Annotated in this window: 13 protein-coding genes; 12 read left to right on the top strand and 1 reads right to left on the bottom strand. The window is 43.9% G+C overall.

Annotated elements, in window-relative coordinates; translation table 11 throughout:
• Positions 1–3 precede the first annotated feature (3 nt).
• The 4 genes from C3Y93_RS08315 to C3Y93_RS08300 all read left to right on the top strand — a co-directional run bounded on the left by C3Y93_RS08315 (position 4) and on the right by C3Y93_RS08300 (position 4,910).
• The gene (locus C3Y93_RS08315) at positions 4–1,497 is read left to right on the top strand and encodes a UDP-N-acetylmuramoyl-L-alanyl-D-glutamate--2,6-diaminopimelate ligase (protein ID WP_104852657.1); all 1,494 of its coding nucleotides are present in this window, start codon (positions 4–6) and stop codon (positions 1,495–1,497) included.
• 9 nt (positions 1,498–1,506) lie between these two features.
• The gene (locus C3Y93_RS08310; protein WP_104852656.1) at positions 1,507–2,916 is read left to right on the top strand and encodes a UDP-N-acetylmuramoyl-tripeptide--D-alanyl-D-alanine ligase; all 1,410 of its coding nucleotides are present in this window, start codon (positions 1,507–1,509) and stop codon (positions 2,914–2,916) included.
• Positions 2,917–4,035, top strand: coding sequence for a phospho-N-acetylmuramoyl-pentapeptide-transferase (mraY, locus tag C3Y93_RS08305; RefSeq protein WP_019836136.1), 1,119 nt, complete (start codon positions 2,917–2,919; stop codon positions 4,033–4,035). It begins immediately after the preceding gene.
• 71 nt (positions 4,036–4,106) lie between these two features.
• A complete protein-coding gene (locus C3Y93_RS08300) occupies positions 4,107–4,910 on the top strand; it encodes a putative RNA methyltransferase (protein WP_104852655.1) in 804 nt (267 codons plus the stop codon).
• Between the two features lie 123 nt (positions 4,911–5,033).
• Here the strand turns inward: C3Y93_RS08300 and ponA are convergent, their stop codons facing one another.
• On the bottom strand, positions 5,034–7,586 hold the full coding sequence (gene ponA / locus C3Y93_RS08295) for a penicillin-binding protein PBP1a (RefSeq protein ID WP_104852654.1): 2,553 nt from the start codon (positions 7,584–7,586) through the stop codon (positions 5,034–5,036).
• 169 nt (positions 7,587–7,755) lie between these two features.
• Between ponA and C3Y93_RS08290 the strand changes: the two genes are divergently transcribed.
• From C3Y93_RS08290 to C3Y93_RS08255, 8 genes are read left to right on the top strand one after another with little or no spacing between them, the layout of a single operon-like run.
• Positions 7,756–8,814, top strand: a complete 1,059-nt coding sequence (locus C3Y93_RS08290; protein ID WP_104852653.1) for a pilus assembly protein PilM — start codon at positions 7,756–7,758, stop codon at positions 8,812–8,814.
• Entirely contained in the window at positions 8,814–9,449 is a 636-nt protein-coding gene (locus C3Y93_RS08285) for a PilN domain-containing protein (protein ID WP_104852652.1), read from the top strand. The genes C3Y93_RS08290 and C3Y93_RS08285 overlap by 1 nt, the downstream gene beginning before the upstream one ends.
• Entirely contained in the window at positions 9,446–10,156 is a 711-nt protein-coding gene (locus C3Y93_RS08280; protein WP_104852651.1) for a type 4a pilus biogenesis protein PilO, read from the top strand. The genes C3Y93_RS08285 and C3Y93_RS08280 overlap by 4 nt, the downstream gene beginning before the upstream one ends.
• Positions 10,156–10,680: a pilus assembly protein PilP gene (locus tag C3Y93_RS08275; RefSeq protein ID WP_104852650.1), complete on the top strand. Its 525-nt coding sequence runs from the start codon at positions 10,156–10,158 to the stop codon at positions 10,678–10,680. The genes C3Y93_RS08280 and C3Y93_RS08275 overlap by 1 nt, the downstream gene beginning before the upstream one ends.
• Positions 10,681–10,740: 60 nt before the next feature.
• Positions 10,741–12,879, top strand: coding sequence for a type IV pilus secretin PilQ family protein (pilQ, locus tag C3Y93_RS08270; RefSeq protein ID WP_171287418.1), 2,139 nt, complete (start codon positions 10,741–10,743; stop codon positions 12,877–12,879).
• A gap of 37 nt (positions 12,880–12,916) precedes the next feature.
• On the top strand, positions 12,917–13,447 hold the full coding sequence (gene aroK, locus C3Y93_RS14445; RefSeq protein ID WP_104852648.1) for a shikimate kinase AroK: 531 nt from the start codon (positions 12,917–12,919) through the stop codon (positions 13,445–13,447).
• 30 nt (positions 13,448–13,477) lie between these two features.
• Positions 13,478–14,557 (top strand): 3-dehydroquinate synthase, encoded by a 1,080-nt coding sequence (gene aroB / locus C3Y93_RS08260; protein WP_104852647.1) that lies wholly within the window; start codon positions 13,478–13,480, stop codon positions 14,555–14,557.
• A gap of 10 nt (positions 14,558–14,567) precedes the next feature.
• Positions 14,568–15,413, top strand: coding sequence for a hypothetical protein (locus C3Y93_RS08255; protein ID WP_104852646.1), 846 nt, complete (start codon positions 14,568–14,570; stop codon positions 15,411–15,413).
• The last annotated feature ends 235 nt before the right edge of the window (positions 15,414–15,648 follow it).

Here is a 15,648-nt window from a genome sequence, read left to right as displayed (position 1 = left end):
CGCATGTCTATCAGCTTTCAACATATTTATCGCAGTTCTCGCGTTGCAGATTGGATGACACAAGACTTTCAGGGCTTTCAACTTGACAGCCGCCATGTGACAGCAGGGCAAATTTTTATTGCCCTGACCAGTTTATCGCAGCCTGAAAAAACCGCACAATTTGCACAAGCAGCTTTAGATCAAGGTGCTTTGGCGGTGATTTCGGAAACTGAACTGGCAGTTGCCAATAATTTGGTGGTGCCAGATGTGCGTCAGCGCATGGGACAGTGGCAAAAACAATATTTACAAGCACGACAGCCTGTACCTTTAGCGCGTATGCTTGCAGTCACGGGCACCAATGGTAAAACCACGATTTCCCGCTTAATTGCTGAATTACTGGTGTTGCAAGATCAACCCTGTGCGGTCATGGGCACCACAGGCAACGGAATTTTGCCTAATTTGGAAGCTTCAACACATACCACTTTAGATGCCTTGCAACTGCAAAATGCTTTATACAGCTATGCACAACAGGGGGCAAAATTTGCCGCAATTGAAGCCAGTTCACATGGTTTGGAGCAAGGGCGCTTAAATGGCTGCGATATTGAAATTGCGGTATATAGCAACCTGAGCCGTGACCATTTGGATTATCACGGGACTTTAGAGGCGTATGCTGCAGCCAAAGCGATGCTGTTTCAGTTTTCAAGTTTAAAAGTTGCCATTATCAATTTAGATGATCAATATGCTGGGATCATGCTGCAAGCGGCGCAACAGAACCCTGCGCAACCGAAAATTTTGACTTATTCCACGCAGCAAGCGGCAGACTATCAAGTACAGCAGATTGAATACAGTCTGAATGGTGTACGTTTCCATCTACAAACTGCTACGGCAGAATATGTGGTGCAAAGTCCGTTGCTCGGACATTTTAATGTTGAAAACTTGGTCGCGAGTTTAATCGCAGCAGAGCAAGCAGGTTTTGCATTACAGGATTTAATACACACGACTGCACAACTCAAAGGCGCACCGGGGCGTATGCAAGTGTTGCGTGATGCAGAGCGTTTATTTGTGGTGGATTATGCACACACGCCAGATGCCCTAATTCAAGTGTTGCAAACCTTAAAACGCCATGTTAGCGCACAGCTTTGGGCGGTGTTTGGCTGCGGTGGAGATCGGGATCGTGGTAAACGCCCACTGATGACCCAAGCGGCATTGGACTATGCCAATGTTGTGCTTTTGACTTCTGATAACCCGCGTACAGAAGATCCTTTGCAAATTTTTGCCGATATGCAGACAGGTGTCGATTTGTCGGTGGCACAGAGCCATGAAATTCATGATCGTCGTGAAGCGATTAAATATGCAGTCAAACATGCACAGTCAGGCGATATTGTCTTGATTGCAGGCAAAGGTCATGAAAACTATCAAGAAATAGATGGGGTAAGACACTGGTTTGACGATGTGGTTGAAGTGCAATCTGCGATAGATGCACAGCATTGTTCACCTTCTGCTTATCCTGCCCAATAAGGAATTTGTATGCACACTTCCACCACCAGTACCGCAATTTTAGAACCTTGGACTGCCGAACAACTCAAACAGGCAACACAGGGTTATTGGTTCAATGGGCAAGCACCGCAAGGCGAGATTAAACGTATTTTAACCGATTCACGCCATGCTGAAGCAGGCGATGCCTTTTTGGCTTTAAAAGGTGAGCGTTTTGATGCGCATGATTTTGTGGCACAAGTAGCGACTCAGGGCTGTTCTATGGCAATTGTCAGCCAGCCTGTAGACGCAGATATTTGCCAATTGGTCGTGCCTGATACCCGTTTAGCTTTAGGACACTTGGGCGCATTTCGTCGTCAGCAACATCCTCAATTAAAAGTGATTGCGTTAACAGGCAGTAGCGGTAAAACCACCACTAAAGAAATGCTCGGTAGTATTTTGTCACGTTTGGCACCGACTTTAATTACCCGTGGCAACCTGAATAATGACTTGGGTGTGCCGATGATGTTGTTGGAGTTGAATGCAAGCCATCAATATGCAGTGATGGAATTAGGCGCCAGTCATCAAGGTGAAATCGATTACACCTCAAACTTGGTGCAGCCGCAGGTGGCAGGCATTATCAATATTGGTACTGCGCATTTGGGTGAGTTTGGTGGACGTGAGGGCATTTGTCGGGCTAAGTCTGAAATTTATGCACATATTGCCCCACAAGGCACGGCCATTGTCCCTGCTGCCGATGATTTTGCCGAACAGATTCAGCAAGCGGTTCAGTCAGAACAGCGTCTAAGTTTTGGTGCAGGCGGTGATGTGTTTGCGACAGACATTCAGTTGCAGCCACAATCGGCAAGTTTTTGTTTAAATACTGCCCAAGGTGTGCGTCAGATTCACTTGCCATTCGCGGGTGAACACAATGTTCAGAATGCTACGGCTGCTGCTACTTTTGCACTGGCAATTGGCGTAAGTTTAGATGATATTGTCGCAGGCTTAGAACAGGCGCAGGGGGCAAAAGGGCGCTTGAACTTTATTCAGCAAGGCAAACATTTGTTCATTGACGACACCTATAATGCCAATCCAACCTCTATGCGTGCTGCAGGCGAAGTCCTTGCACAGCAAACAGGTGTGCGAGTTATGGTCATTGGTGATATTGGTGAGCTGGGCAATAGTGCAGCACAACAGCACTATATGTTGGGGCGTGATTTGGTGTCTATTGGTGGCATCAACTTTGTGGTGGCGGTCGGTGAATTTGCACCTGCGACCCAAGAAGGTGCGCGCAGTACCCAATATGGAAAAAAATTACAGGCTTTTGTCACTCAAGAACAAGCCTTGCCGTTTTTAATTGATCTGGTAAAAACACATCAACCTCAGTCCATGAGTTTCCTATTTAAAGGTTCTCGTTATACCCATATGGAAACGTTGATGGCTGCATTGATGGAGAAAATTTAAATGCTGTTATGGTTATTTGAACAGCTGGCGGGCTATAACAGCTCGTTTCAAGTGGTTCGTTATTTAACATTACGTTCATTACTGAGTGTATTGACTGCACTTGGCATTGGCTTGGTGCTTGGCCCTGTGATGATTCGTAAACTGCAAGCATTGAAATACGGTCAAGCAGTCAGTTCTTATGCACCAGAAGGGCATGCTAAAAAGATGGGTACACCTACCATGGGTGGGGTATTAATCCTGCTCTCGATTGGTATTTCCACTTTGTTGTGGGCAGACTTATCTAACCCTTATGTCTGGATTGTACTTGCGGTCATGGTGATCTTTGGTGCAGTAGGTTGGGCGGATGACTGGATTAAAATCCGCTACAAAGACAATGCTGGCTTGCCGGCACGTAAGAAGTTTTTCTGGACTTCGGTGGCATCGTTAGGGGCGGGTATTGCGTTGTATGTGATTGCAACCCAACAGCCAAACCCTGCGCAAACTGCAGATATGCTGGATGTCTTGATTCCATTCTTTAAAGATTTCAGTATTCCTTTGTCACTAATTCCATTGGGTATTGGCTTTATTATCTTTACCTATTTAGTGATTAACGGTGCCTCGAATGCAGTTAACTTGACCGATGGTTTAGACGGTTTGGCGATTATGCCAATCGTGTTGGTGGCTGCAGGTTTGGGCGTATTTGCCTACTTGGCGGGGGATGTTCGCTTTGCCGATTATCTGCATATCCCTTATGTGAAATATGCATCTGAGTTGGTGGTGATTTGTGCCGCGATGATTGGTGCGGGCTTAGCCTTCCTGTGGTATAACGCGCATCCTGCACAAGTCTTTATGGGCGATGTCGGTGCACTGTCTTTGGGGGCAATGCTGGGTACGATTGCCGTGATGGTACGTCAGGAAATCGTGTTTGCGATTATGGGCGGAGTGTTTGTGGTTGAAGCGATTTCGGTATTCCTGCAAATTGGCTCACTACGTATGCGCAATAAACGGGTATTCTTAATGGCGCCGTTGCATCACCACTATGAAAAGAAAGGCTGGCGTGAAACTCAAGTGGTGATTCGTTTCTGGATTATCACAATTATGCTGGTGGTTTTAGGTTTAATGACTTTAAAATTACGTTAAGCCTATCCAACCGAAAATTTTAAAAGTCGGCACTCGCCGACTTTTTTATGTGGTTCACTCTGGAGAAAATGATGAATTTGCTGATGTGTCCTGTGTGTCGTCAGGTATTGCAACTGCATGATCGAACGTGGCGTTGTGCCAGCAATCACAGCTATGATGTTGCGAAACAAGGCTACGTCAATTTGCATGTGGTGCAGCATAAGCACAGTAAAAATCCGGGGGATACACCTGCTTCGGTGCAGGCACGTCGCGCATTTTTAAGTGCAGGGCATTATGCGCCCTTGCAACAGGTAGTGGTGCAAAAAATTCGCACCTTACGCATCGAAAATTTGTTGGATATTGGCTGTGGTGAAGGCTATTACACCGCTGCCATGCAAGGCGAAGTGTTGCAGTGTGTCGGGGTGGATATTGCCAAGAATGCCGTACAAGTGGCGGCGAAACTGAATCCCGCAGTGACTTGGGTGGTGGGGACAGGGGCAACTTTGCCTGTTTTAGAACATTGTATTGATTTATGTGCCAGCTTGTTTAGCCCAATTCCACAACAGGAAATTTTGCGGGTTTTAAAACCACAAGGCTATTTGTTGGTAGTAACGCCTGCGCCTGAGCATTTATTGGCGATGCGTCAAGCTTTGTTTGAAGAAGTGAAGCCGCATGAACCTGAAAAATTTATCGCTCAATTGCAAGATGACTTTGATTTAGTCGATGCTAGCGTGGTAGAAACGCCGTTACAGCTCAATCAAAACGATTTAAATCATTTAATTGCTATGACACCTTATGCTTACAAAGCCAAAGCAGAGCGTCGTCAGACCTTGGAACAACAAACCCAATTTGATGTGACAGCACAGCATCAAATTTATCTGTTTCAGAAAAAGTAAGTTTGAGTGCTTCTGTCAAACTCATACTTTTGAAAAACTGACTGTCAGTAAAGTTTAAGTTGTACCCATAAAAAAGCCCTTATTTTTGTAAATGAGGGCTTTTTTCTGACTGCTTATCTGCGGTTATAAGACTTCATCAATTAAGTTTTCTAATGCATCGGGAGCAGGTTTGGGGGCCGCATTAGGTTTGGCAGAGCTGTTGTTTGGCGCTTGCATGGCAGGCGGTGCAGCATTGTCAGGAATTAACACTTCCTCGCCTGGTAAGTCGTCAAAATCACGCTCAGGCGCGCGTACTGGTGCTGCAGGTGCAGGTCGATACAATGGTCGTGCCAATGGCGGTGAAGCACGATAATCCTGCTGTTGTTCTGCGCTCATTTGATTGAGTTCACGCTGTGGCGCTTTGGCTTTGCTGTCTAAACTGACCCATGCTTCAGGTGTGCCTTTGAGTGCATTACCCATAAAGTCTGTCCAAATTGGCAGCGCTGCGATACCACCGTATTCACGACGTCCTAAAGTGGTCGGTTGGTCAAAGCCGACCCAAGCTACGGTCACCAGTTTACCATTGAAACCTGCGAACCAAGCGTCTTTGGCATCGTTGGTGGTTCCTGTTTTACCGCCAATATCGCCACGACCAATTCTGAGCGCAGCACGTCCAGTACCGTGTTGAATTACGTCACGTAAAATATTGGACATATCATACGCCGAGCTAGATTTTAAAATACGCTGTGCCTGTTTGTACTGACTACGCTCTGCCAATAAGTTCGGATATTGTTCAGCTTGTGCCAGTTTTTTATTGGTGACTTCAATCACTTCATCATCTGGTGTAGTGGCTTCGGCACTTTCAAGCGTTTGTTCTTTGGCATTAATACAAGCAATACACGCATATTCAGGATTGGCTTGATAAATCACCTTGCCATAAGCATCTTCAATACGGTTAATGAAGTGCGGTTGAATACGGTAACCACCGTTGGCAAAAGTGGCATAGCCCGTTGCCATTTGAATAGGCAAAACTTGTGGTGTACCCAATGCAATGGTGTAGTTACGCGGAATCTGATCTTCCTGCAAACCAAAATCCATGAATAGTTGGCGGGTACGCTCAATACCGACTTCTTGTAATAAGCGTACCGAAACCGTGTTACGAGATAAATAGAGAGCACGACGTAACGGAATCATGCCTAAATGGCGACCATCGGAGTTACGTGGTGACCATTTACCAATGGTGATTGGACTGTCATTGACCATGGTGTGTGGCGTCATACCACGCTCTAAAGCCAGAGCATACACAAAAGGTTTAATGGTAGAACCAGGTTGACGCCAACCTTGTAAAGTACGGTTGAACTTAGATTGATAGAAATTATATCCACCGACCAACGCTTCAATGGCACCATTATTTGGGTTAATTGCGACCAATTGACCTTGCACTTTCGGTACTTGTACCAATGACCAAGCGGTTTTATTTTCATTTGGACGTAAACGGACAATATCTTTGACTTTTACAATCTGTGCCGCGCGACTTGGCGCATTGCCTACACTGTTGGCATTGCGATAGGGGCGTGCCCAAGACATACCTGACCACGGTACAGTAACCGTTGTGCCATCTTGCATTAACGCTTCAAAAGAATTATTCAGCACTTTGCTGACTTGCGCAGGGTAGGTGTTGGCATAAGCACGAAACTCGTTCAGCGGTTTGTCGTGTGCCTCTGCGCCACGCCAACCGTGGCGACGGTCATAGGCTTCTAAGCCTTCTTGAACCGCCTGTTCTGCATACATCTGACGTTTGCTGTCTACCGTCGTATAAACTTTATAGCCTGAATCAACAGCTTGTTCGCCAAATTTACTGACCAGTTCAGCACGTACCATTTCTCCAATATAGGGATGTTTATTGCTAATGCTACGGTCTGGCATATCTAAATTAATCGGTTCAGCAATGGCTTTTTGATATTCATTTTGATTGATATAGCCCAGTTGCAGCATGCGTCCTAAAATCCAGTTGCGACGCTCCAAAGCACGCTCAGGATTTACCACAGGATTGTAGCGTGAAGGTGCTTTAGGTAAGCCTGCAATCATCGCCATTTGTGCAATCGACAGTTCTTCTAAGCTTTTGTTGTAATAAATTTTGGCAGCTGCCGCGATACCATAAGCATTTTTACCCAAAAAGATTTTATTAACGTATAAGGTTAAAATTTCTTCTTTGCTCAGGTTTTGTTCAATTTTACGTGCTAAAAAAATTTCGGTCAGTTTGCGTTTCAGGGTGCGTTCAGGGCTTAAATAATAATTTTTTGCTACTTGCATGGTAATGGTAGAGCCACCAGTTTGCACGTTGGAGCCTGTTACCGCCTCGCTCACCGCGCGCCCTAAGCCTTTAAAGCTAATCCCACTGTGTTCAAAAAAGGCAGAATCTTCGGCTGCCAAGAACGCAAAAATGAATTTTTCAGGAATATGTTCATAATCGACAGGCACAGAAAGCTTGCCGCCATACTCGGCAATCAGCTCATTATCGGCACTATAAACCTGCAACGGTTTTAATAATGGCGCTTTTTTTAAGGTGGTCATTTCTGGCAAAGATGGGGCAATATAGAGATACATGCCATAGAAACCCATCGGTATTGCGACCAAAATTATAATTATGATCAAAAAAAATGGATGAACACGACCCGAACAAGATAGCTTTTTCATAACAAGTGCGTTTTAATAAGCGCTAATAGCAAACTAATTGCTGGTCAGTATAGCGAGTAGATTTACGGATTGTTAGATGAATTATTGTATCCGTAAAAAATTATAGACCAGCGCGGATTAGTAGGTTAAATTTTTTTGGGGATAAAAAAATAATAGGAATGGTATTATCGTGCGTAGGTTATATCGTAAGCCAAGTAAGGGGTTAATAGGTGTAGATATTAGTTCTACTTCTGTTAAGTTATTAGAACTCTCTGTTAAGAATGGGAGATATTGGGTCGAAAGCTATGCGCTGGTCCCACTTTCAGAAGGCAGTGTGGTTGAAAAAAACATTCTCAATCCAGAAGCAGTCGGGGATGCACTTGAGCGTGCATTGAACTTAGCAAACACGCAATCTACATCTGCAGCATTTGCAATTCCAACCTCAATGGTGATTACCAAAATCATTGAAATGGATGCAGATATGACCAGTGATGAGCGTGAAGTTCAAATTCGTATGGACGCCGAGCAATATATTCCATTCCCATTAGATGAAGTCAGCCTAGACTTTGAAGTCCAATCAGACCGTTTAGCCAATCCAAACCGCGTCAATGTGTTACTCGTTGCGACACGTTTAGAAAACGTCGAAGCACGAGTAGAAGCATTAGAGTTGGGTGGTTTGAAAGCCAAAATTGCCGATGTCGAAAGTTTTACCATCGAAAATGCCTTTAAAGTGTTCTCCGATACCCTGCCAATGGGTGTGAACACTATTGGTATTTTGGACATTGGTCATAGCATGACTACCTTGTCGGTGCTGCAAAATAACAAAATTATTTACACCCGCGAACAAACCTTTGGTGGTAAGCAGCTGACACAAGAAATTCAAAACCGTTATGGTTTGTCTTATGAAGAAGCAGGTCGCGCGAAAAAAAGCCGTACTTTGCCAGATGACTACGATGTAGAAGTGCTCGAACCGTTCTTAGAGGCGGTGGTGCAACAAGCTGCACGCTCACTGCAGTTTTTCTTTTCATCTTCACAATTTAACGAAATTGATCACATTTTATTGGCAGGGGGGAATGCCAATATTCCAGGTCTTGCGAAGTTGTTGCAGCAAAAACTGGGCTACCGTGTGACCATTGCCAATCCATTCTTGCAAATGGGCTTCTCTCCACAAATCGACATTAAAAGAATTGAAAGTGATGCACCATCTTTGATGGTGGCATGTGGTTTAGCAATGAGGAGTTTTGATTAATGGCAAAGATTAACTTACTCCCTTGGCGCGATGAGCTAAGAGAAAAACGTAAAAAAGAATTTATTGTATTTTGTATTGCAGCAGCTGCTGTAGGGGTGTTGGCCGTTGCATTGGCGTGGTTTTTCTACAATGCAAAATTGGCAGATCAAGAACAAGCCAATCAATTGGTCATCAGTACCAACCAAAACCTAGATGTACAATTAAAATCTTTGGAAGGCTTACAAGAACAGCGTAATGCAATTGTAGAGCGTATGAAGCTGATTCAGGGCTTACAAAGCCAACGTCCAATTGCAGTACGTTTGGTGGATGAGCTTGTGCGTGTGACACCAAGCAATATGTATTTGACTAAAGTGACGCGTACTGGCAATAAATTTACCTTTGAAGGCAAGGCAGAAAGTCCAAATACGGTTGCAGAATTCTTACGTAATTTGGAAGCATCGCCGTGGTATCGCAATGCATTTATGAATTCATTCTTAGCCAAAGAAGAAAATAAAGATAAAGCACCAAGTTCTGTAGTTCCTCGTGTTGAGGAAAGTTATGGCACATTTGTGGTGACTTCTGATTTAGAAGAAATCGCAATTCCAGTGACCGCTACAGATCCTAATTCAACATCAGCAGCGGGGGCAGCACAATGAGTCTCGATGAATTTGATGAAGTAAATCAGGAAGCTGCTGTTGCTCCGAAAAAGAAAATGACCGTTGAGAAGTTTTTTCAGCAGTTTAATACCCTTGATCCAAATAACTATGGTGGTTGGCCACTTTCGGTCAAAATTACCTGCTGGATTTTCATTATTTTCTTAATTGCGGCACTAGGTTACTTTGTTGTAATTAAGCCGAAGTTAGATGCCATTGCTGCAGCGCATGCACAAGAACAGAATTTATTAAACGAGTTCCGTGAAAAAGATTCTAAATTGCGTAATTTGCAACAATATCAAGCGCAATTACAAGAAATGGAAGCTAACTTTAACCAGCAGCTTGAGCAATTGCCGAAAGAAACTGAAATTCCAGGCTTGGTTGAAGACATCAACGTTACAGGTGTTAATTCAGGATTGAAGTTTAAAAACATTCGCTTAGAGAATGAGATCAAACAAGAGTTCTTTATTGAACAGCCAATTTCGATTGAAGCAACAGGTGACTATCACGCTTTTGGTTCTTTTGTAAGTGGTACTGCAGCATTGCCGCGTATTGTGACTATGCATGATTTTGAAATTGTGGCGACTGAAAATAAAGACAAGAAAACAGATATTCCACAAGTGACATATAAAGCGCAAGCGAAGACATATCGTTACGTGGGTAGTGCAGATACACAAACTGCGGCTAACACTGCTGGAGGGGCACAGTAATGAAAATTGAAAAGCTTTCGTTGGCTCTACTGGCAACTGTGTTAATGGTGGGTTGTGATTCTCGTATTGATGCAGTCAATGCACAAATGGCTGAAATCCGTAATCAGCCACCATTGCCGATTGAACCTGCCCCCGTGTTTGAGCCTGCGCCAACATTCAACTATGCAGCGCATCAGCTGAAAAGCCCATTTATGCCAAGTTCTTTGGCTGCTGAACTTAAAATTATGGCAGGGAAGCGTGTTTATCCGAACCTTGCTCGCCAGTTACAACCACTGGAAAACTACGCACTTGAATCACTGACCATGAAAGGCAGTATGCGTCAAAATGGTCAAATTTTGGCATTGATTCAAACACCAGATGGTGAAATTGAGCGTATCCAGCGTGGCAGTTATATGGGGGTAAATCATGGTCGTGTGGTGAACATTACACCAACGCAAATTGATTTAATCGAGATTATTCCAGATGGTCGTGAAGGTTATGTAGAACGTCCAAGAAGTTTGGTTTTAATTGGGCCTGCGCCATAAATTAAAGGAATAAAAATGAATAACAGTGTGAAAGATTTTATTTTTGGGGATGGTAATACAATGAACAATTTGTTCCGTCAGTTTTCAATGGGCGCAGTCGCAATGGCGGTGATGCAAGTGGCTAATGCCCAAGTGAGCATTACCAATATTGTACCAATGCAAATTCCAGGACAAGGCACGGAAATTCGTGTCATGTTCAATGGCTTACCACCACAGCCAGCGGCATATCAGTTGGAACAACCTGCGCGTTTGATTCTAGACTTTGATAAAGCACAACAAACGTTGAAACAAAACAGTATTGCAGTGGCGACCAAAGAAGCCAGTTCTGTAGAGGTCAGCTCAGATGCTCAGCGTTCACGTTTAACTGTGAACTTGGCTGATGCAGGTGCATTTACCACACGTGTTGAAGGTAATACCTTTATTTTAAAGATCAACTCAACTACAGCCACACCTGTTGCAGCAGTGACTGCACAACGTAGCGCACAAGGAATTTCCAATATTGGTTTCCAACGTGGTGGTGAAGGTGAAGGTCAGGTGGTGATTGACCTGTTGGGTAGCAACACACCTGTAGATGTACAGCAACAAGGCAGCAAAATTGTCGTACGTACTTTGGGCAATAAAGTCCCTGCGCATTTGGCTCGTCGCCTGAATGTGAATGACTTTGCAACCCCAGTATCAACCATTGATGCGCATAATGATGGTAGCAATGGCGTGATCACCATTCAGGCTGCAGGTAGCTATGAATATATGGCCTATCAGGCAGAAGACAAGCTCACCATCAGCTTAAAACGCCCAGTTGATAAAAACCCGTTTAAGCCACGTGCAGCACAAAGCTACACAGGTAAAAAGATTTCATTGGACTTCCAAGATATCGAAGTGCGTCGTGTATTACAGCTGTTGGCAGACTTTACAGGCATCAATATGGTGGCTGCAGATACAGTACAAGGTAATATCACCTTACGTTTAAAAGATGTGCCTTGGGATCAAGCCTTAGACATTATTCTGAAAACCAAAAATTTAGACAAGCGCCGTAATGGTAATGTGATCTGGATTGCGCCAGTTTCTGAGTTGATTAAGGCGGAAGAAGAAGAAGCCAAAGCGATTGCACAAAGTGTTAAATTGGCACCACTGCAAACTGAATATATTCAGTTGAACTATGCTAAAGCCGCAGATATTGAGAAGCTTATTACTGAAGGTAAAAATGCATCACGTAGTGGTAGTTCAAATACAGGTTCTGGAGCTGACCCATTAGGTGATAGCGTGGGGAGCTTGCTCAGCCCTCGCGGTACAGTGTCTGTAGATCCACGTACCAATACCTTAATTATTAATGATACTTCAGCAAAAATTGATCAGATTCGTCAGATGATAGATTTGCTTGATGTGTCTGTGAAGCAAGTGATGATTGAAGCACGTATCGTACGTGCAACCACAGATTTCACCAAAGAGATGGGTGTGAAGTGGGGCATCTTGTCTCAAGGGATCACTAACAATAATCACTTGTTGGTGGGTGGTAGTGATACCACTCTGTGGAACTTGCGTGAGCCAGAAAAAGATGATGATATGGGGGGGTGGAAGTATGAAATTGAACGTCCACAAAACCTGAATGTCGATTTAGGAGTGACCAGTCCAGGTGCCAGCCGTATTGCCTTTGGTTTAATCAGTTTGTCTGACTTTATGCTAGATTTGGAATTGTCTGCATTACAAGCCGATGGCTATGGTGAAGTGATTTCAACACCAAAAGTACTGACTGCAGATAAGCAAAATGCCAAAGTTGCATCGGGTACTCAAATTCCATACCAATCTTCTAAAGGTGGGGGCGCTAATGCTGTCTCGACCACACAATTTATTGATGCGACTTTAAGTTTGGATGTGACCCCAAGTATCACGCCTGATGGTAAAGTCCAAATGCAATTGAATATCACCAGTGACTCACCAGGTGCGCCTACACCAACCGGTCAGCTCACGATTAACAAGAACGCCGTGAATACCAACGTTTTGGTGGACAATGGTGAAACTGTAGTCTTGGGGGGTATTTTTGAGCAACAAACGGCTAACTCTCAAACCAAGGTTCCATTCTTGGGCGATATTCCTTATATCGGACGTTTATTCCGTAAAGATGTTAAGTCGGAAAACAAACGTGAGTTGCTGATTTTTGTTACACCACGAATTGTTAATGACAGTGTTTCAAGAAATCATTAATATATTTTCAATTTAAACAAAATTTATAGGTGACTCCTTGCTAAGCAAAGAGTTTGACACCCTACCAAATATCTATTTGGTAGGGCCGATGGGGGCAGGCAAGACCACTGTAGGACGCCATTTGGCGGAATTGTTAGGGCGTGAATTTCTAGACAGTGATCATGAAATTGAACGCAAAACTGGCGCTACGATTCCTTGGATCTTTGAAAAAGAAGGCGAACAAGGGTTTCGTAGTCGTGAAACAGCGGTTATTGATGAGTTAACCACACGGCATAAACTTGTACTTGCTACAGGTGGCGGTGCGGTGACTCAAGCCCCGAATCGAGACTTCTTAAAACAACGTGGTATTGTTGTTTATCTATATACCCCTGTCGAAATTCAACTTCAGCGAACCTATCGCGATAAAAACCGTCCTTTACTTCAAGTCGAAAACCCCGAACAAAGATTACGTGATTTGCTTGCAGTGCGTGATCCGTTGTATCGTGAGGTGGCACATTATATTATTGAAACCAATCAGGGTGCTGCGCGTGATTTGGCGCAAAAAATCTTAAATACGATTGTTTCATAGCAAATATCTTAGGTAGAAAGCGACTTTTTCATGCAGACTTTACACGTTGAACTTGGCGATCGCCGTTACCCAATTTTTATTGGCAGTGATCTTCAGCCCCAAGAATTACTTGCACCTTATATTAAAGGTCAGCAAGTCATGATTGTGACCAATACCACGGTTGCACCTTTGTATTTAAATCACTATGTGACGGCTGTTGAAGCACTGGGCAAGAAAGTGGCAACCTGTATTTTGCCTGATGGAGAAAAATACAAAGATATTCAGCATCTCACCCTTATTTTTGATGCCTTGCTGGAAGCTGGTTTTAACCGTGATTGTACGGTGCTGGCTTTGGGCGGTGGCGTGATTGGAGATATGGCAGGTTTTGCTTCGGCAAGCTTTCAGCGTGGGGTGTACTTCGTTCAAGTACCAACTACTTTACTGTCACAAGTCGATTCCAGTGTCGGTGGCAAAACAGGGATTAATCATCCGCTGGGTAAAAACATGATTGGTGCATTTCAGCAGCCCCAAGTGGTGCTGGCCGATATGTCGCAACTGAATACTTTACCTGAGCGTGAGTTGTCTGCAGGCCTAGCCGAAGTCATTAAATATGCGCTTTTGGGTGATGTCGAGTTTCTAGAATGGCTTGAAACGCACATGGAAGCATTAGTGGCGCGTGATCCTGCTGTACTGGCAGAAGCGGTATATCGTTCATGTGCACATAAAGCGCGTATTGTTGCCAATGATGAAAAAGAGCAAGGTGAACGCGCTTTATTGAATCTTGGGCATACTTTTGGGCACGCAATTGAATCTTATTTGGGTTATGGTGAATGGTTACACGGTGAAGCTGTTGCGACAGGGATGGTAATGGCAGCCGATTTATCACAGCGTATGGGCTGGATTTCTGCCGAAGATGTAGAGCGTACAAAAAATATCATTTCTCGCGCCAATTTACCGATAGTATGTCCGCAAATTCCACTGGACCAGTTTTTGGCTTATATGGCACACGATAAAAAAGTGCTGAATGGTCAATTACGTTTGGTGCTCATGAAGCAATTGGGTCAAGCCATCATCACCAAAGAGTTTGACTTAGAATTGATGAAACAGGCGATTTTAGCCAATCAAGCATAAAAGGCAGCATATGACAGCACTGCGTACACACTGGCAAAAAATTCAACAGTCAATTTGGTTGCTGGGCGCGGTGCTGTGTTTATTGGCGGCACTGATTTTTTGGGCGATGACTGACCGTGAAGAACTGGTTGAAATTGAAAAACAACCAGAGTCTGAAATTGAATTACAAATTCAACCCGAAAAGGTTGCTGCAACCACCTATTTGGGTGGTTTGCAAGAAGAAGTCCGCCCTTTGGAACTCACCACGCGTTTAACAGCTTCTGGTTTGCATGAGGCTGAATATCGCGGTACTAAATTTATTCAGGAACAAAAAAATAACAGCACGATTGAACTGTTTCGGGTCAATGATGAAAACATCATTAAAAGTTTTATTAAAAAGCAAACAGATCGGAGCAAGCTGTTTTATATTCGTTTAAGCGGTGAGGGGCAGGCTGAACAATATGTGATGTTATATGGCAGTTTTGGCAATAAACGCGAAGCCGCACAAACCTTGACCGCATTGCCATTTAAATTTCCTGAAACGATTCAGCCTGTTGTGGTACAATTTGCTGACTATCGTCCTTATGTCAATGATTTAGGTGCAGATGAAATGGGGCTGAGCACCAAGTTATATGCGGTAAATTTACGTCCTGCAGCTGTGCCTAAAATAGATGAAAGTGTTTTAGCGCGTCCACCTGCAACCACAACGACTGCACCGACTACGCAGGCTGTTGCCCTACAAAATAGTACCACCAGTACTACGATTACCCGCCGTGATCAGGAGGGTAATGTCGTGGATGTACAAAAATCACAAAGTGGTACTGCACCTGTTCAGCCAGATGCACCTGAACCTGAAGTGCGCGATCCTTTTAACTAATCATAAACATTTCCAATATTCTTTTAGCTTCATTTTAGTCATTCAAACCATCGCTTGCCTTTATTTGTTCTATTCTTTTTGTCTATGATTCGCATTGAGCTATTCTGGCTTAGTTGCACCAATTTGATCTAAAAATACTATTCTTCTCATACATAAATGCGTTCTAAAATGGCGCAGCATGGTGTATAAAAATAATGAAGTGCACAAAAACAGTGCGAATTTGACTTAAAAATGT

Source organism: Acinetobacter sp. SWBY1 (assembly GCF_002946595.1).
Taxonomy (GTDB): domain Bacteria; phylum Pseudomonadota; class Gammaproteobacteria; order Pseudomonadales; family Moraxellaceae; genus Acinetobacter; species Acinetobacter towneri.
Note: the sequence above shows the minus strand (reverse complement) of the source record. Positions and strands in the feature narration are given on the sequence as shown.

Bases quoted from the DNA above. Each gene is read 5' to 3' on its own strand.
- C3Y93_RS08315 (WP_104852657.1), top strand. From the start codon at position 4: ATGTCTATCAGCTTTCAACATATTTATCGCAGTTCTCGCGTTGCAGAT.
- C3Y93_RS08310 (WP_104852656.1), top strand. From the start codon at position 1,507: ATGCACACTTCCACCACCAGTACCGCAATTTTAGAACCTTGGACTGCC.
- mraY (WP_019836136.1), top strand. From the start codon at position 2,917: ATGCTGTTATGGTTATTTGAACAGCTGGCGGGCTATAACAGCTCGTTT.
- C3Y93_RS08300 (WP_104852655.1), top strand. From the start codon at position 4,107: ATGAATTTGCTGATGTGTCCTGTGTGTCGTCAGGTATTGCAACTGCAT.
- ponA (WP_104852654.1), bottom strand. From the start codon at position 7,586: ATGAAAAAGCTATCTTGTTCGGGTCGTGTTCATCCATTTTTTTTGATC.
- C3Y93_RS08285 (WP_104852652.1), top strand. From the start codon at position 8,814: ATGGCAAAGATTAACTTACTCCCTTGGCGCGATGAGCTAAGAGAAAAA.
- C3Y93_RS08280 (WP_104852651.1), top strand. From the start codon at position 9,446: ATGAGTCTCGATGAATTTGATGAAGTAAATCAGGAAGCTGCTGTTGCT.
- C3Y93_RS08275 (WP_104852650.1), top strand. From the start codon at position 10,156: ATGAAAATTGAAAAGCTTTCGTTGGCTCTACTGGCAACTGTGTTAATG.
- pilQ (WP_171287418.1), top strand. From the start codon at position 10,741: ATGAACAATTTGTTCCGTCAGTTTTCAATGGGCGCAGTCGCAATGGCG.
- aroB (WP_104852647.1), top strand. From the start codon at position 13,478: ATGCAGACTTTACACGTTGAACTTGGCGATCGCCGTTACCCAATTTTT.
- C3Y93_RS08255 (WP_104852646.1), top strand. From the start codon at position 14,568: ATGACAGCACTGCGTACACACTGGCAAAAAATTCAACAGTCAATTTGG.